The organism is Ruegeria sp. HKCCD7255 (assembly GCF_013031565.1).
Classification (GTDB): domain Bacteria; phylum Pseudomonadota; class Alphaproteobacteria; order Rhodobacterales; family Rhodobacteraceae; genus Ruegeria.
In genome coordinates this window covers 75,025-89,772 of the sequence record NZ_WQAG01000013.1, presented here as the reverse complement: position 1 = coordinate 89,772, position 14,748 = coordinate 75,025, and the positions used below count along the sequence as shown (strand labels likewise).

Sequence of the window (14,748 nt, the reverse complement as noted above, 5' to 3'; positions counted from 1 at the left end):
TGGTCAAAACGAGGAGTTCGGCTTGAGTTTAATTCAACTTTTTCCGGTCCGACCGCAGGGGGCACCGGGCAGTAAGACGGCTGAACAGATCCTTACCTCCTTAAGGGGCCGTCCGGGTGCATGTGGTCACGAAAAGTGAGGGTATGATGAGCAAAGAACCCCTGTCCAACAACATTTCGACCAGCGGTGACGCACCTGATGCAAGCCGCGCCCGTTTCATTCGAAAATGGATCGATGGCAAGCTGCAACGCTGGGCGGGGCTCGGCGTGGCAGGTGGGCTAGGATCTACCGTTTTGGCACTCCCGGCTTTGGCACAGGCCACGGATGCTCAGCTTGAAGCGTTCCAGTTTGCTGAGACGATACCGGGCGTGCGGTCCGTCAAATTGTTGGCAAATGGTGACCTGCAATTGAAAATGGCGGATGGTCGAACGGTGATCATCGACGCGGAGAACGTCCAGGTTCTGGATAACGGCGCGATCATGGTCGCCGATGCTGTGGTTGATGACGTCAGCCAATTCAGCGCCGCCGCCGAAGCCGCTGGTGCGACTGCCGCCGCAGGGGGCGGGCTCGGTGGCATGGGTGCGGTCTTGGGAGGGCTGGGTCTTGCTGGCGCCGCTGCTGCCGCAGCAGGCGGTGGCGGTGGGGGTAGCGATGACGATACTCCGCCCCCCAGCGTGACACCAACACCGCCTCAACGGCCAGCACCGCCAGAACCGGCCCTACCAATTCTGAACCTTGCGGATGTGCAGGGTTCGGCGATAAACCAAGCGATCCTGGACACGCCAATCCCTGCTGAGACGGCGACTGTTGAAGTGACAACCGGATCGGTGGTCACCACCGCGACACCTGCTCTGGACGGCAGTTGGAGTGTCTCGCTGACGCCGATCGAAGCGGCCTCTTTGCCGCAGGGTGATACCTTTGTGACCGTGCGTACGCTTGACGCCTTGGGAGAAGAGCTCTCGGTCGACACCATCGAATATTCCGTTGATACGATCCCACCGACCGTGGCGATCACAAACTTCTCGGACGGCGCGGTGATGAATGCCGCAGAACAAGACACACCGCTGACCATTTCGGGAACCACAGATGCAGAAAACGGGCAAACCGTCACTGTTTCGGTGGACGGTCAGACGTTTACCGGCACGGTCTCGGGCGGGAATTGGTCGGTTCAGGTTCCGGCTGCGGATTTTGCGGGGCTTGCCGATGCGTCGACCATCGCGGTGACTGCGGATGTCTCTGACTTTGCGGGCAACCCGGCCCCTCAGGCGACCAACAGTTTTGATACCGATTTCACTGGACCAACCCTCAGCCTGGATCCGGTGGGTGGCGGGTCGATCGACCTGATCGATGTCAGCGGCGATCTGGTTCTGACCGGAACAACGTCTGCCGAAGACGGCCAGACCGTTACCGTCTCATTCGAGGGCACGACCTATACCGGAACCGCGTCCGGCGGCAGTTGGAGCGTGACGGTCCCCAACGCGGATCTTTCGGGACTGACGACCGGAACTCCGGCAGCCGTCAGCGTCTGGGTCAGCGATGTGTCGGGCAACCCGGCACCCACCGTTACCGCATCTATTCCAGTCGATTTGACCGGGCCCTCCATCAACATCAACCCGCTGTCGGTCGGCTCGGTTCTGAACGCGGTCGAGGTGGGCAGCGATCTGACCATTTCGGGCGCAACCGGCAATGTCACTGACGGCCAGACCGTCACTGTCACGCTCGACAGTGAAACCTATACCGGCATGGTCACCGGTGGAGCCTGGAGCGTCACGGTCCCCGCAAGCGATCTGGGCGCATTGGCCGATGGCGGCAGCTTTTCGGTCACCGCAGATGTCTCGGACACCGATGGCTTGTCCGCACCGCAAGCCAGCGTGGGGCTGTCCAAGGATGTCACGGCGCCGACCGTCAGAATCGACAGCTTTTCCCATGGCGCGGTGTTGAATGCGGACGAGCAAGGCTCAGACCTGACGATCACCGGCTCGACCACAGCCGAAGATGGCCAGACGGTCACGGTGCAGATGAACGGTGAAACCTATACCGCCACCGCCACTAGCGGCGCCTGGAGCCTCACCGTCCCGACGGCTGACTTGGGTGCGCTCACCGATGGCGCAACGATCACCGCAACCGCCGATGTCTCGGACAGCGCCGGCAACCCGGCGGTGCAGGGCTCGGCCAGTTTCGATACGGATTTCAGCGCCCCAAGCCTGGGCATCTCGACCCTGTCTGATGGCGCCGTAATGAACGCAGCCGAACAGGGAACCGATCTTCTGGTCAGCGGCACATCGGATGCTGTTGACGGTACGGTTGTCACCGTCCAAATCCAGCGCCCGGATAGCACCGTGGATATCAGTGGAACGGCCACGGTGTCAGGTGGCAACTGGACCTATACCGCCACATCTCGCGCGATCTTCAGCGCATCGAGGCCACGGAAACCGCTGTGCTTAAGGCTGTCCATGTGCGCGAAGGTCAGGTGGTTGAGGAAGGAACGCTGTTAATGGAGTTCGACGCAGCCCAAGCCAGCGGAGAGCTGATGCAGGAGCAGCAACGCGCCTTGGGTCTTATGGCTCGGATGCAGCGCCTGCGCGCTGAAATCGAAGGCGGCGATCTGAGTTTTGACCCTGCGCTAATACAAGACGCGCCCGAAGTCGTGCGTTCGGAAACCGCGCTTTACCGCGGTCGTCAGGCCGAGCTCGCCGCAGAAATCGCCATACTCGAAAGGCAGCGGCAGCAAAGGCAACAACAATTCGAAGAGGGGTTGGTGGATCAGGTGACCGCTGTGGAAACACTGAGCGTTCTGGCCGAAGAAAGGGCGATGATGGTTCCCTTGGTCGAAAAACAGATGGAGCCGATGACGACCTTGCTGACGCTCAGACGCAGCGAGGCAGAATGGAAGGGCCGCCAGGTTCGTGCCGATGCGGTGGTCAACAGATTGCGCGCGAGTCTGGATGAAGTAGACGACCAGATCGCTGCCACGCGCAGCCGGTTTCGCAGCGCCGCCCTGACAGATCTTGCCCTCGTAACCGCCGAACTGGCCGCGCTCGAACCAGCTTTACCTGCGCTTGAAACCCGAGCCGAACGCGCCCAGATCCGGGCACCGGTTCGGGGTGTTGTTAACCGACTGCACCGCAGCACAATCGGTGGTCTGGCCCGCGGCGGGGAAGAGCTGATCGAAATTGTTCCGCTGGATGACACGCTTTTGGTTGAAGCCTATGTCAAACCTGATGACATCGGGTTTCTGCATGCTGGCCAAAAGGTAAAGGTTAAGCTGACTGCATATGACTTTGCCCGTTATCGCGGGCTTGAGGGCCAAATCCAAAGGATAGGTGCGGATACCGTAACCCGCTCGGAACGCAGTGATGAAGAAGTGTTTGTCGTTGAAATCCGCACCGAGAACACGATGCTGGATGGAGGTGGCATAACGGTAGAAATCATCCCCGGCATGGTTGCCGAGGTTGATATACTCTCAGGGCGCAAAACCGTTCTGGATTACGTGATACAGCCCGTCCTGAAGGTAAAAGACCGTGCGCTGCGCGAGCAATGACCTCGCTTAAGGCATGTTTTCAGCGGTTTCTTTTTTCTTCTGCGGGTTTTTGAATTGTTGGTCAAACAACCGACGGAACGCTCCGTTTTGTTCGATCAACTGGTCCAGAGTTCCGCGCTCGATGACCTCACCATCCTGAAGGACCATGATGGAATCCGCTTGCAGCACCGTTGAAAGACGGTGCGCAATGACGATGGTTGTGACATCCTTGGTCAACCGGTCCAACGCCTCTTTCACCAAGGCCTCTGACTCGGCGTCCAGGGCGCTTGTCGCCTCGTCCAACAAGAGTATTTCTGCCTTGCGCAATATTGCACGCGCGATTGCCAATCGTTGTTTTTGACCACCAGAGAGGAAGGCTCCGTTCTCGCCAACTTCGGTGTCATAACCGTCTTTGAGACCAGTTATGAAATCATGCGCATGAGCGGCACGGGCGGCCTCGATGATTTCTTCATCTGTCGCATCCGGCGACGCATAACGCAGGTTTTCCATAATAGTGGTCGAGAACAGGAACGTGTCTTGGCCCACATAAGAGATCTTGCGTCTGAGCGACGCAAAGCTGACATCCTGCAAGTTCTGGCCATCGATTTCCACAGTACCCGAGTCCGGGTCGTAAAAACGCATGATCAAACCAAATACGGTCGATTTGCCTCCGCCAGACTGACCGACCAAGGCTGTTGTCTTGCCCGGCTCAAATGTCAAATCCATATCTTCGATGATCTTCATCGACCCGCTATAGCCAAACGACACTTTGTTAAAACGGATCTTGCCAGGGCCAGAGCGCAATTCGACCGGATTGACGCTTTCTTGCATGGTGTCTTCTTCATCAAGCAACTGAAGCATCATGCGCACAGGTACCATCGCGGTTTCGATCACCACGCGCATCCTAGAAAGGCGTTTGGCAGGTTCATAGGCCATCAAAAGCGCGGTAATGAACGACATCAACTGCCCGGCGGTTGGCGGTTCGCTTCCAGCCAAACCCATGGTTGAGACGATCAAGACACCAGCGACCGCGACACCAGCCAGAAACTCCATAAGCGGGCTGGCAATGGATTGCAGTCTTGCGATGTCGTTGGCCCGCTTTTCAACAGCTCTGATCGCGCCGTCCATACGCTCGGCCATATGGCTTTCAAGCGCAAATACCTTGATGACCCGTATGCCACCCGAGGTTTCCTGCAACACGCGGATAATCTCGGACATCGCCTTTAGTTCGCCTTGCATGATGGAACGCACGCCACGCAGCAGCTTACGAACGGCAAACATCGCAACCGGACCCAAGACGAAAAACATCACCGAAAGAACAGGCTGCTGGTAAACCATCACAAAGACAAGCCCGACCAGGGTAAACGCGTCGCGCACAAAACTTGTGACGATGACATCGACCAAGCGTCTTGCGCCCTGCGCCCCTTGAGTGACCCGCATCAACAGGTTCGAGGATTCAGTGTTCGAAAAGAAATCGAGGCCCCTCTGCAATAGCTTGTCGTAGAGGATCTCTTGCTGAACCGCGACAATCCGGTTGCCAGCACGCGCCAGGAAAACTGCCTGGACGTAACTTGCGACGGCCTTGGTCAGGAACAACAGCACGACACCGCCGGCTATAAACAAGACCTGTGATCGCATTTCCGGGGTTGTCATCACATTGATGATGTTTTCCATCATCCACGCGGTTCCGGCCGTGGTAACGGCAACCACGATCATCGCGATAATGGCAATACCATAAAGCCATCCCTGAGAACGCAAGCTGTCGCCCACGATACGCCCCAGAGGTGTCGCCCGCCATTTCGTCCAGGCCTTCGTGATCATTCAGATCTCCAGTATTTTCCACTCAGCCGGTTGAGTGGTGGCCGGAAAACCGACCGTCTTGCCTTCGACATCCGTTCGCCAAGTGAACGGTTGCGTCTAGTTATGCTGGTGACACGCAATATTCCAGTGCTTAGATTTTGATACGTTGCGCAAGCAACACATTCCTGAGCACGAATTCGCTTCATTGCCAACTGACATCGCCCAGGAAAATATAACCCGCACCGTATATCGTTTTGATAAGGCGCGGGTTTTTGGGATCTTCGCCCAATTTCGTGCGCAAGCGCGAGATCCTGACATCCATCGCCCGATCAAAGCTGTCGCCAGCACCGCCACCGAGCATTTCCTGCATTCTGGCGCGGCTGATCAGGCGTTTGGGGCTTTCCAGAAACAAACGCAGAACTTCGCCTTCGGCATGGCTGAACGGGGTCTCGATGCCTTGCGCATCAATCAGGACATATCGGTCGAAATACGCACTCCAACCGTTAAAAGTGGCGATGTCCGAGTTTTGCACCGCCGGTCGCGCCGAACGCAGGCGTGCTCGGATGCGGGCAACCACTTCGGTGGGATCAAATGGTTTGGTTATATAGTCATCCGCCCCCAGCTCCAGCCCGGTGACGCGGTCCTGAACCTGCGCGCGGCCGGAAATGATGATGACCGCGGCCCCCTGTTCCAGCGCCAACCGATGTACCAGCGCAAGCCCATCTGTATCGGGCAAGGACAGATCGACAAGGCAAACATCCGGCGTCACACGTTTCAGCGAGGCTTCGAACTCGCGCGCCCGGGAAAAGCTTTGGGTGCGGAACCCAGCCTCTTCCAGGGCCTCGGTCAGAATGCGCCTTATCTCGGGCTCATCATCCAGAATCGTTACCAGCGGTTGCGTCATCAATGGCCCTCGGTTCGGATCAGCGCTGACAATTGCTCAGCCGCGAAAGGTTTCTGCAGAACGGGCGCCATGGCAAGCGCACGCTGGTGGAGCGGGTCGGAATAAGGCAGCGATGTCATCAGAATGCAAGGCAGACGTCCCCCCAGCTGTTCGACAAGATCAAGCCCGGTGCCCGCCCCTTCCAGCCTGATATCCGACAGGATCAACGAGATGTCTTCGATATCTGTGGTCAGGGCCATCGCTTCCTCGACCGTGGTCGCCTCGATCACCGAGCAACCGATCTCAACCAGCATATCGCGAAACTGGTGGCGTAGCTCGTCTTGGTCTTCGACCAGTAGTACCAGACCAGAGGTTGCGGGCATGGCTGGACGATAGGGCAAGCGGATGACAACCGACGCGCCGGAAGGCGTGTTGCGCAAATGCAGATCACCGCCCGCCAGTTTGACCGTGTCATAGACCATAGGCAGCCCCAATCCTGATCCATCACTGCCTTTGGTGGTAAAGAACGGGTTCAGTGCCTGATCTAACGCATCTGCGGAAAACCCGGGGCCGGTATCGGAAACGGTGATCTCGGCCCAGATGTCCCCCACCGCATGGGCGCTGACGGTGATCTGACCCGAAGGTCCACAAGCATCTTTGGCGTTCAGCACCAGGTTCAACAGCGCATCCTGCACCATGCCCGGATCCAGCATCAAAGGCCGGTCGGGCAAGGTGTTGACCACCGACAACCCCACCCCGCGCGGCAGCGAAGGTGAGGCGAGCACGCGCAGGTCCTCTAGCAGCGCACCCATATCGGTGGCTTTGGGATCCGGGGTGCGGTTGCCGGTCATATCCGCGATCCGGTTCAGCAACTGGCCACCACGGCGGGCTGTGGCCTGCGTGGCGGCGACCAGTTGCCCTGCCTCATCGGGCAGCCCCATCTTGGCCAGCTTGGATTGCATCCCCAGAATGATGGTGAGCAGGTTGGAAAAGTCATGTGCCATGCCGCTGGTCATCTGGGCCGCCAATGCTCGGCGGCGGGTCTGCTGCAAGGCAACGCGGGCCTGGGTTTCTTCGGTAATATCTACCGACATGATATAGACGCCACCCTCTCCATCCGGGCTGAACGATACCCGCAAACGGCGTGAGTTCTGCGCTTCGGTGAACTCGAAAACCGAGGTTTCGCCTTCATAGGCCTGTTGCAGATGCGGCAAGACGCGTTGGTAGGCGTCCGTGCCCAAAGCCTGTGAGATATGCAGCCCGACAATGTCCGAAGGCCGCCCGGGCATGACCGAGCTAAGCCGCCGGTTGGAATAGTCGTAGCGGCCTTCGGCATCCAGATGCGCGATATGGGCTGGCATCATCTCGGTCGTCATGCGCGTGCGCGCTTCGATCTCGGTCAATTGCCGCTTGGCTTCTTCCAGCGCTTTGTTGGTGGCAGCCAGTTTGCGGTTGCTGGCCGAAAGCTCTTCGGCACGGGTCAACAATTGGCCCGAGAGCACTTCGGATCTGGCGCGCAAGAGATCTTCAGCCTGTTTGGTGCGGGTGATATCGGTATAGACCGCCACCCAACCCCCCGTGGGCAGCGGTGCGCCCTCGATGGAAATCACCTGACCGTTGCGGCGCGTCCGTTCCATGTAATGCGGCTCGAAGGCAAGCGCTTGCTGCACCCGGTGCGTCACAAGCTCTTCGACATTCTGGTCGTTCCCGTATTCTCCACGCGTCGCCAGATAGTGGATCGTATCGCGAAACAGCGCACCGGGTTGGACCAGATCGTCCGGCAGATCGAACATTTCCTGAAACCGCAGGTTGCACAGAACCAATCGCAGCTTGCTGTCATAGATTGACAGGGCCTGCCCGATCAGGTTCAGACCCGCGCTTGTCATGGCTTTGACGCGTTGTTCGGATATCCGCACGGCACCCCCCTCTTAGTTTATGCCTAACACCAGTTTTGCGTCAGGTGTAGGGGCACACCTGTCACACCAGTGCCCCAACCCGGGTTTGAATTCAGGGCAACCCGGACAAAGCCGTTGCAGTTCAAGGGGGTTTTCCCTCAGATGGCACCATGACACGGCCTTCAATAACCACGGAAACGGACGCATCCGGCCCCTTTGTGCGGATCGCAGGAGATCTGCTAACGCAGTCGCTGGATGCGGTCGAAGGTGCGTTCCGGTCGATCAAGGCTGATGGACCCCAAATGCGGTTGGATTTCTCCGAGGTACAGGCGCTGGACACCGGTGGTGCCTGGTTGGTGGCGGATCTGTCCCGGCGCGCACGGGCTGCGGGCACACAGGTGGAGTATCTGGGGTTACAACCTGCCCATGCCTCATTGATCGAAACGGTCTCCAAAAACATCCCGGAAGAGGCCGGGGTTCAAACTCCGCCACGCGGGTTCATACCGTGGGTAGCGCGGATCGGCGAACGGACCGTCGGCGGCTGGCATGACACGCTGTCAATCCTTGGGTTTCTTGGCCTGACCCTGCACCGGTTGGTCCGCACGCTGATCATGCCGTGGCGCCTGCGCCGCGCGGCTTTGTTCACGCAGATGGAGCAGACCGGGTTCAAGGCCTTGCCCATTGTGACCCTGATGGGGTTTCTGATCGGCGTCGTGCTGGCCTTTCAGGGCGCCACGCAGCTCAAACAATTCGGGGCCGAGATTTTTGTGGTCGAACTGATCTCGATCTCGGTGCTGCGGGAATTGGGCGTCTTGCTGACCGCTATCATCGTGGCAGGCCGATCCGGTTCGGCCTTCACCGCGTCAATCGGGTCGATGAAGGTTCAGGAAGAGATTGACGCCATGCGCACGCTGGGACTGGACCCGGTCGAGGTGCTGGTCGTGCCACGCGTGCTGGCCTTGCTGATCATGCTGCCGATCCTTGGCTTTGTGGCCGATATGGCGGGCCTTATCGGCGGCGCATTGATGAGCTGGATTGACCTTGGGGTCAGCCCCGGCATGTTCCTGACGCGGCTTAAGGAAAACACCGGAGTGGCCCAATTGGCAGTTGGGTTGATCAAAGCCCCCTTCTTTGCGCTTGTGATTGGTGTGATTGCCTGCTGGCAGGCAATGCAGGTGCAGGGGTCATCAGAAAGCGTCGGGCAGCGCACCACCGCCTCGGTTGTGCAGTCGATCTTTATGGTGATCGCGCTGGACGCGCTGTTCTCGATCTTCTTCTCCGAGATTGGGCTGTGACATGGACGGGACCGTGATTCAAACCAGCCATAAATCCAGTGCGCAGCGCGAGGCCGTGATCAAGGTCCGCAACCTGACCAACCAGTTTGGCGAGCAGGTGGTGCATGACAATTTGAACCTGGATGTCTGGCGCGGCGAAGTGCTGGGCGTCGTGGGGGGGTCTGGTACGGGCAAATCGGTGCTGTTGCGCACAATTGTGGGGCTGAACAAGCCCGCAGCTGGCAGTATCGAAGTGTTGGGCGTCGACGTTTTGAACGGCCCTGAATCCGAGCGGCAACGGATCGAGAAAAGCTGGGGCGTCGCCTTTCAGGATGGCGCGCTGTTTTCGTCGTTGACCGTATTGCAAAACGTCATGGCCCCGCTGCGCGAACACACCCGCCTTAGCGAAAGTCTGATGGAATCGCTGGGCGGGCTCAAGATCAGCCTTGTTGGCCTGCCGCAGTTCAGCTGCAGCAAGTTTCCGTCGGAGTTGTCGGGTGGCATGCGCAAGCGCGCAGCATTGGCCCGGGCCTTGTCTCTGGACCCCGAGATCGTGTTTCTGGACGAACCCACCGCTGGTTTGGACCCGATCGGTGCTGCCGCCTATGACGACCTGATCGGCGAGTTGCAAGAGGCACTGGGGCTGACCGTTTTCATGGTAACCCATGATCTGGACAGTCTTTATGCGATTTGCGACCGCATCGCGGTGCTTGCGGAAAAACGCGTTTTGGTTGAGGGTCCGATTGAAGATATGACCAAAGTCGATCACCCTTGGGTGCAAGAATATTTCACCGGCCCCCGCGCCCGTGCGGCGCAGGAAAAGGGTCAGGACAGGTAATAGGCAATGGAAACCCGAGCAAACTATATCCTGATCGGCGCCTTTACACTTGGGGGTATTCTGGCCGCGTTTGGCTTTTTCCTGTGGCTCGCCAAATTCGAAGTGACCCGCCAATATGCCTATTATGACGTGCTGTTCGACAATGTCTCGGGCCTGTCTGCGGCAGGTGGCGTGAACTATAACGGCCTGCCTGTTGGTCAGGTCATCGCGTTGAACCTTGATCAGGACGACCCGTCGAAGGTGCGCGTTCGGATCGAGATAGATGCCGAGATTCCAGTAAAAGAAGACACCATAGCGCAGTTGCAATCTCTGGGTGTAACTGGCGTTGCATATGTTGAGTTGTCCGGGGGCTCTCCCTCAGCCGAACGCTTGCCTCAAAACAGCGTGATCAAAAGCAAACGCAGCACCATTCAATCCCTGTTTGAAGGTGCGCCCAAAGTGCTGGATGAGGCGATTACGCTTCTCGAGAACTTGAACTCCATCGTAGACGACAAGAACCGCAAATCGGTCTCGGACATTCTCGACAATATCGCTTCGGCCTCGGGGCGTTTGGACAAGACCTTGTCAGATTTCGAAACGCTATCAGGAGATTTGGGCAACGCCGCGCGCGAGATCGGGGATTTCACCAAACGCCTGGACAGTCTAGTTGAGAAGGCCGAAACCACCTTGACCACCGGGACCGATACGCTGAACAGCATCAAGGATGCCACCGACACCGCAAAAACGACGCTTGAAACAGCCACTGGCACGCTTGAGACAACCGAACGCGTAATCGAGCAGGACATTCGCCCCTTCATCGCACGGGCCTCGACCCTGGCAGAAAGTCTGACCACGCTGTCTGACGAGGGCCAGGTGGCCCTGGGCGTCGCGACCGAGACCATTGCCAATGCCAATACGACCTTGGGGTCGATCAATCTGGCGATGGACAGCGCGCAAGGTACGCTGGACTCTGCCAAACGCGCGTTTGACTCGGCCAACCGAGTGTTGGACGAAGACATTTCCGAAGTCGCTGCAGACATTCGCAACGCGGCAAATCAGGTCGCAGAAACCGTCACCAATGTCACAAGCAAGATCGACGAAATTTCCGACGATATCCTGAGCGCATCGCAATCGGCGTCCGAATTGCTGGGTACGATTGACGGAATTGTTCAGGACAATCGCCGCCAAGTGTCGGATTTCCTGCGCGTCGGCTTACCGCAATTCGTCCGGTTTATCGAAGAGTCCCAGCGTCTGGTCATCAGCCTCGACCGATTAGTGGACAGGGTCGAAAGCGACCCCGCACGCTTCTTGCTGGGCACACAAGCATCGGAGTTCCGTCAATGATCCGGCCTCTTATTGTCACTCTGGTTTTGGCGTCGCTGGCCGGATGTACCGGCTTGGATACGTTGCGACAGGCGTCCAAGCCCAATGATCTGTATCTTTTGACACCCAAAAGCACGTTTTCATCATCGCTGCCGCGGGTTCAAAAACAGATTGTCGTGGCCGAACCAACAGCCACGGCTGCCGTGAACACCGATCAGATCGCAATTCAACCTACCCCGCTTCAGGTCCAATACCTGCCGCAGGCGCGATGGGCTGATCGCGCACCGGCCATTGTGCAATCGCTGCTGGTGGAGAGCTTTGAAAACTCCAAAAAAGTGTCTGCCGTAGGGCGGTCGACAGTTGGGTTGCGGGCGGACTATGTCGTCTCGCCCGATCTGCGCGAGTTTCAGGGCCATGTTCTGACCAACCCCGATGGCAGCACCTATATCCAGATCAAAGTACGCTTGAATATCAAGATTATCGACGAGTACGAAGACAAGATTATCGCATCCGCCTCGTTCGAAGAGAATGTAACATCAGCCAGCGACCAGACCCCGGATCTTGTCCTTGCCTATGACCAAGCATTGGGCGGTACAATGCGCGATGCTGTGGAATGGAGTATCCGCAGGATCAATACTCATGCGGCCAACAACCCGCGCGGGGTCGAAAGCTGACCCCAAGGGCTTTTGAGCTAGAATTGCCCCGGCGACGCTTGCTCCCACGCGGCGGCATATTTGGCTGAGACATCGCCGTTCAGCAGCGCACCGTCCTCCAACAATTCATACATCTCGGCATAGCTCTGCTCGCCCTCATCCGCCATGCGGCGACGGATATCGGACGGGTGCAGCTCGTCCACCGTGGCTTTGCCCATTGCCCCCAGGATCTCGCGGAAGCTTTCCAGCGTTGCGTCGTGATAGCGCTGCACGCGTTGGCGTTTCTGCGGTACATTGACCGCCTGCCCCCGGATCGGGTCTTGTGTGGCCACGCCAGAGGGGCAGCGATTGGTGTTGCAATGCAGGGCCTGAATGCAGCCGATGGCAAACATCATGGCACGGGCCGAGTTGCACATATCGGCCCCCAGCGCGAATTTCTCGACCATGTCAAAGCCCGTCGCCACCTTGCCCGAGCAGATGATCCGCACCTTGTCGCGCACGCCGATCCCACGCAGGCAGTTGTTGACGAATACCAGCCCTTCGTTCAACGGCATACCTAGACGGTTGGTAAACTCGACCGGCGCCGCGCCCGTGCCGCCCTCGGCACCGTCAACGGTGATGAAATCGGGCAGGATCCCGGTTTCCAGCATCGCCTTGCAGATCGCCATGAACTCGGACGGCTTGCCGATGCACAGCTTGAACCCCACGGGTTTGCCGCCCGACATCTCACGCAGATGCTGCACAAATTCCATCAGGCCGGTGGGCCCGTCAAAAGCTGAATGGATCGGGGGCGAGATCACGTCCTGATGCATCGGCACGCCCCGAATTTCGGCGATCTCCTCATCGACCTTGGCGGCGGGCAACACACCCCCATGCGAGGGTTTGGCCCCTTGCGACAGCTTGATCTCAATCGCTTTGACCACATCCTTTTTCGCCTTTTCGGCAAACTTGTCCTTGTCAAAGCCACCCTCAGGCGTCCGGCACCCGAAATAGCCGGTTCCGATTTGCCAGATGATATCGCCACCTTCGGCCAAGTGATGCGGTGATAGGCCGCCCTCGCCCGTGTTGTGGGCAAAGCCGCCGTCCTTGGCCCCCCCGTTCAACGCCTTGATTGCATTGGCGCTGAGCGCGCCAAAGCTCATGGCGGACACGTTCAGACGCGAGGCATTATAGGGCTTGTCGCATTGCGGTCCGCCCAGAAGCACACGTTCTTCACTTTCATCCACATGTTTGGGGGCGAGCGAGTGGTTCGCACGGTGATAGCCCACATCAAGAATGTCATATTGGGTGCCAAAGGCCTGCGTATCCACCTGCCCCTTGGCCCGTGCGTAAACCAGCCCGCGCACGATCCGGTTGAACGGGCGGCCGCTTTCATTGGTTTCAACGAAATACTGGCGGATTTCGGGGCTGACAAATTCCAGCATGTACCGGAAATGACCCAGCACCGGATAATTGTTCAGCACGTTATGTTTGGTGGTCAGGATGTCGTAGGCTCCGATCACCACATAAGGCAGGATCAACACCAGCAGCCACAGGATCGGCGCCCAGAGCAGGCCCAGCAGCAGAGTTATCGGCAAAGCCAGAAAAGCCACAGCAAAGTAAATTCGACGAACGATCATCCCAATCCTCCTGGGGTATGGCGAGGACCGCATCCCCGAACGTTTACGGCCTTTCAATACGGCAAGGCCCTGACCGGAGGGTGAACAGTTTCCTGTGACAAGGCAAGGGTTTGTCGGGGTTCGGCCGCAGAAACCAGCGTGCGCTTTGATTGATCCGGCCCAAGACACGCGTTATGCCAGCTTGGGCGTGGATCACAGCAGGGACAAGCCGTGGCAACCATCGGGCCGAAATTTGGGATGTACTCAGCCGTCTTTGTTGGAGGCGCGGCTGGATCGCTGCTGCGCGAACTTTTTTCGCTGCAAATCCCCGGCGCGCCGTTTTTGACCGCTACCTTCGGGATCAATATCGTAGCCTGTTTCATTCTGGGCTGGCTGTTTGCCATTCGCCACAAGGTCCACGCCCATATCCTGCATCTGGGTGCGGTCGGGTTTTGCGGGGGATTGTCCACCTTCTCGTCCTTCGTAGCCGAACTGGCGCGGCTGGCCGAGATCGGCCCAAGCCCGGTTCTGATCGCCATACTGGCCGAAATTGCCTTGGGTCTGGGTGCGGCTGCGGTCGGAGAGCGCCTTGGCCGCAGCTTTCACAGCAAAGGCCATTCTGGATGAGCGCGCTTTACCTGCATGCGATCTTTGCGATCGGCGGTGGGCTTGGCGCTGTTCTGCGTCATTGGCTGGCCCAGCAGATTACGAGCGATTTGCCCATTGCAACGCTGATCGTGAATGTTTTGGGCAGCCTTATCCTGGGTCTTTGGGTCGGCTATCTGGGCGGTGCACAGGGCATCAGCCCCGAAGAAAGCCGCCTGATCTTTGGCTTTTGCGGCGGGTTCACGACCTTTTCCAGCTTTGCCTATCAAACGCTGGATCTGCATCGAAACCGCACCTTTGCCCATGCGGCTGGGAACATCCTGCTAAGCCTTTTGCTGTGCTGGGGCGCGTTGTGGCTTGGCTTGGTTCTGACCTAAGC

General features: G+C 58.3%; 12 protein-coding genes. 8 read left to right on the top strand and 4 right to left on the bottom strand.

Going from position 1 to position 14,748, the window contains the following annotated elements; translation table 11 throughout:
* The first annotated feature begins 146 nt into the window (after window positions 1-146).
* A complete protein-coding gene (locus GOX45_RS19200) occupies window positions 147-2,495 on the top strand; it encodes a hypothetical protein (RefSeq protein WP_171103081.1) in 2,349 nt (782 codons plus the stop codon).
* Window positions 2,438-3,541: an HlyD family type I secretion periplasmic adaptor subunit gene (locus GOX45_RS19195; protein WP_371808996.1), complete on the top strand. Its 1,104-nt coding sequence runs from the start codon at window positions 2,438-2,440 to the stop codon at window positions 3,539-3,541. The genes GOX45_RS19200 and GOX45_RS19195 overlap by 58 nt, the downstream gene beginning before the upstream one ends.
* Window positions 3,542-3,547: 6 nt before the next feature.
* Here the strand turns inward: GOX45_RS19195 and GOX45_RS19190 are convergent, their stop codons facing one another.
* From GOX45_RS19190 to GOX45_RS19180, 3 genes are all read right to left on the bottom strand, one after another.
* Window positions 3,548-5,341: an ABC transporter ATP-binding protein gene (locus tag GOX45_RS19190; protein ID WP_171103079.1), complete on the bottom strand. Its 1,794-nt coding sequence runs from the start codon at window positions 5,339-5,341 to the stop codon at window positions 3,548-3,550.
* A 181-nt stretch (window positions 5,342-5,522) separates the two neighbouring features.
* Window positions 5,523-6,224, bottom strand: coding sequence for a response regulator transcription factor (locus GOX45_RS19185; protein WP_171103077.1), 702 nt, complete (start codon window positions 6,222-6,224; stop codon window positions 5,523-5,525).
* Window positions 6,224-8,089 carry a PAS-domain containing protein gene (locus GOX45_RS19180; RefSeq protein WP_171103158.1) on the bottom strand — a complete coding sequence of 622 codons (1,866 nt, stop codon included), beginning with the start codon at window positions 8,087-8,089 and terminating at the stop codon, window positions 6,224-6,226. Before GOX45_RS19180 ends, GOX45_RS19185 begins: the two co-directional genes overlap by 1 nt.
* Window positions 8,090-8,268: 179 nt before the next feature.
* On the opposite strand from GOX45_RS19180, the gene GOX45_RS19175 reads away from it, so the two are divergent.
* Genes GOX45_RS19175 through GOX45_RS19160 form a run of 4 tightly spaced genes read left to right on the top strand, consistent with a single transcriptional unit; the run spans window position 8,269 to window position 12,186 of the window.
* Window positions 8,269-9,393 (top strand): MlaE family lipid ABC transporter permease subunit, encoded by a 1,125-nt coding sequence (locus GOX45_RS19175; RefSeq protein ID WP_171103076.1) that lies wholly within the window; start codon window positions 8,269-8,271, stop codon window positions 9,391-9,393.
* A 1-nt stretch (window position 9,394) separates the two neighbouring features.
* Window positions 9,395-10,210 (top strand): ABC transporter ATP-binding protein, encoded by an 816-nt coding sequence (locus GOX45_RS19170; protein WP_171103074.1) that lies wholly within the window; start codon window positions 9,395-9,397, stop codon window positions 10,208-10,210.
* 6 nt (window positions 10,211-10,216) lie between these two features.
* Window positions 10,217-11,533, top strand: coding sequence for an MlaD family protein (locus GOX45_RS19165; RefSeq protein WP_171103072.1), 1,317 nt, complete (start codon window positions 10,217-10,219; stop codon window positions 11,531-11,533).
* Window positions 11,530-12,186 (top strand): ABC-type transport auxiliary lipoprotein family protein, encoded by a 657-nt coding sequence (locus tag GOX45_RS19160; RefSeq protein WP_171103071.1) that lies wholly within the window; start codon window positions 11,530-11,532, stop codon window positions 12,184-12,186. The genes GOX45_RS19165 and GOX45_RS19160 overlap by 4 nt, the downstream gene beginning before the upstream one ends.
* 17 nt (window positions 12,187-12,203) lie before the next feature.
* Here GOX45_RS19160 and GOX45_RS19155 read toward each other — a convergent pair whose 3' ends face one another.
* Window positions 12,204-13,784 carry an FMN-binding glutamate synthase family protein gene (locus tag GOX45_RS19155; protein ID WP_171103069.1) on the bottom strand — a complete coding sequence of 527 codons (1,581 nt, stop codon included), beginning with the start codon at window positions 13,782-13,784 and terminating at the stop codon, window positions 12,204-12,206.
* A 210-nt stretch (window positions 13,785-13,994) separates the two neighbouring features.
* On the opposite strand from GOX45_RS19155, the gene GOX45_RS19150 reads away from it, so the two are divergent.
* The gene (locus tag GOX45_RS19150; protein ID WP_371808995.1) at window positions 13,995-14,390 is read left to right on the top strand and encodes a CrcB family protein; all 396 of its coding nucleotides are present in this window, start codon (window positions 13,995-13,997) and stop codon (window positions 14,388-14,390) included.
* Entirely contained in the window at window positions 14,387-14,746 is a 360-nt protein-coding gene (gene crcB, locus GOX45_RS19145) for a fluoride efflux transporter CrcB (RefSeq protein ID WP_171103067.1), read from the top strand. Before GOX45_RS19150 ends, crcB begins: the two co-directional genes overlap by 4 nt.
* Window positions 14,747-14,748 lie beyond the last annotated feature (2 nt).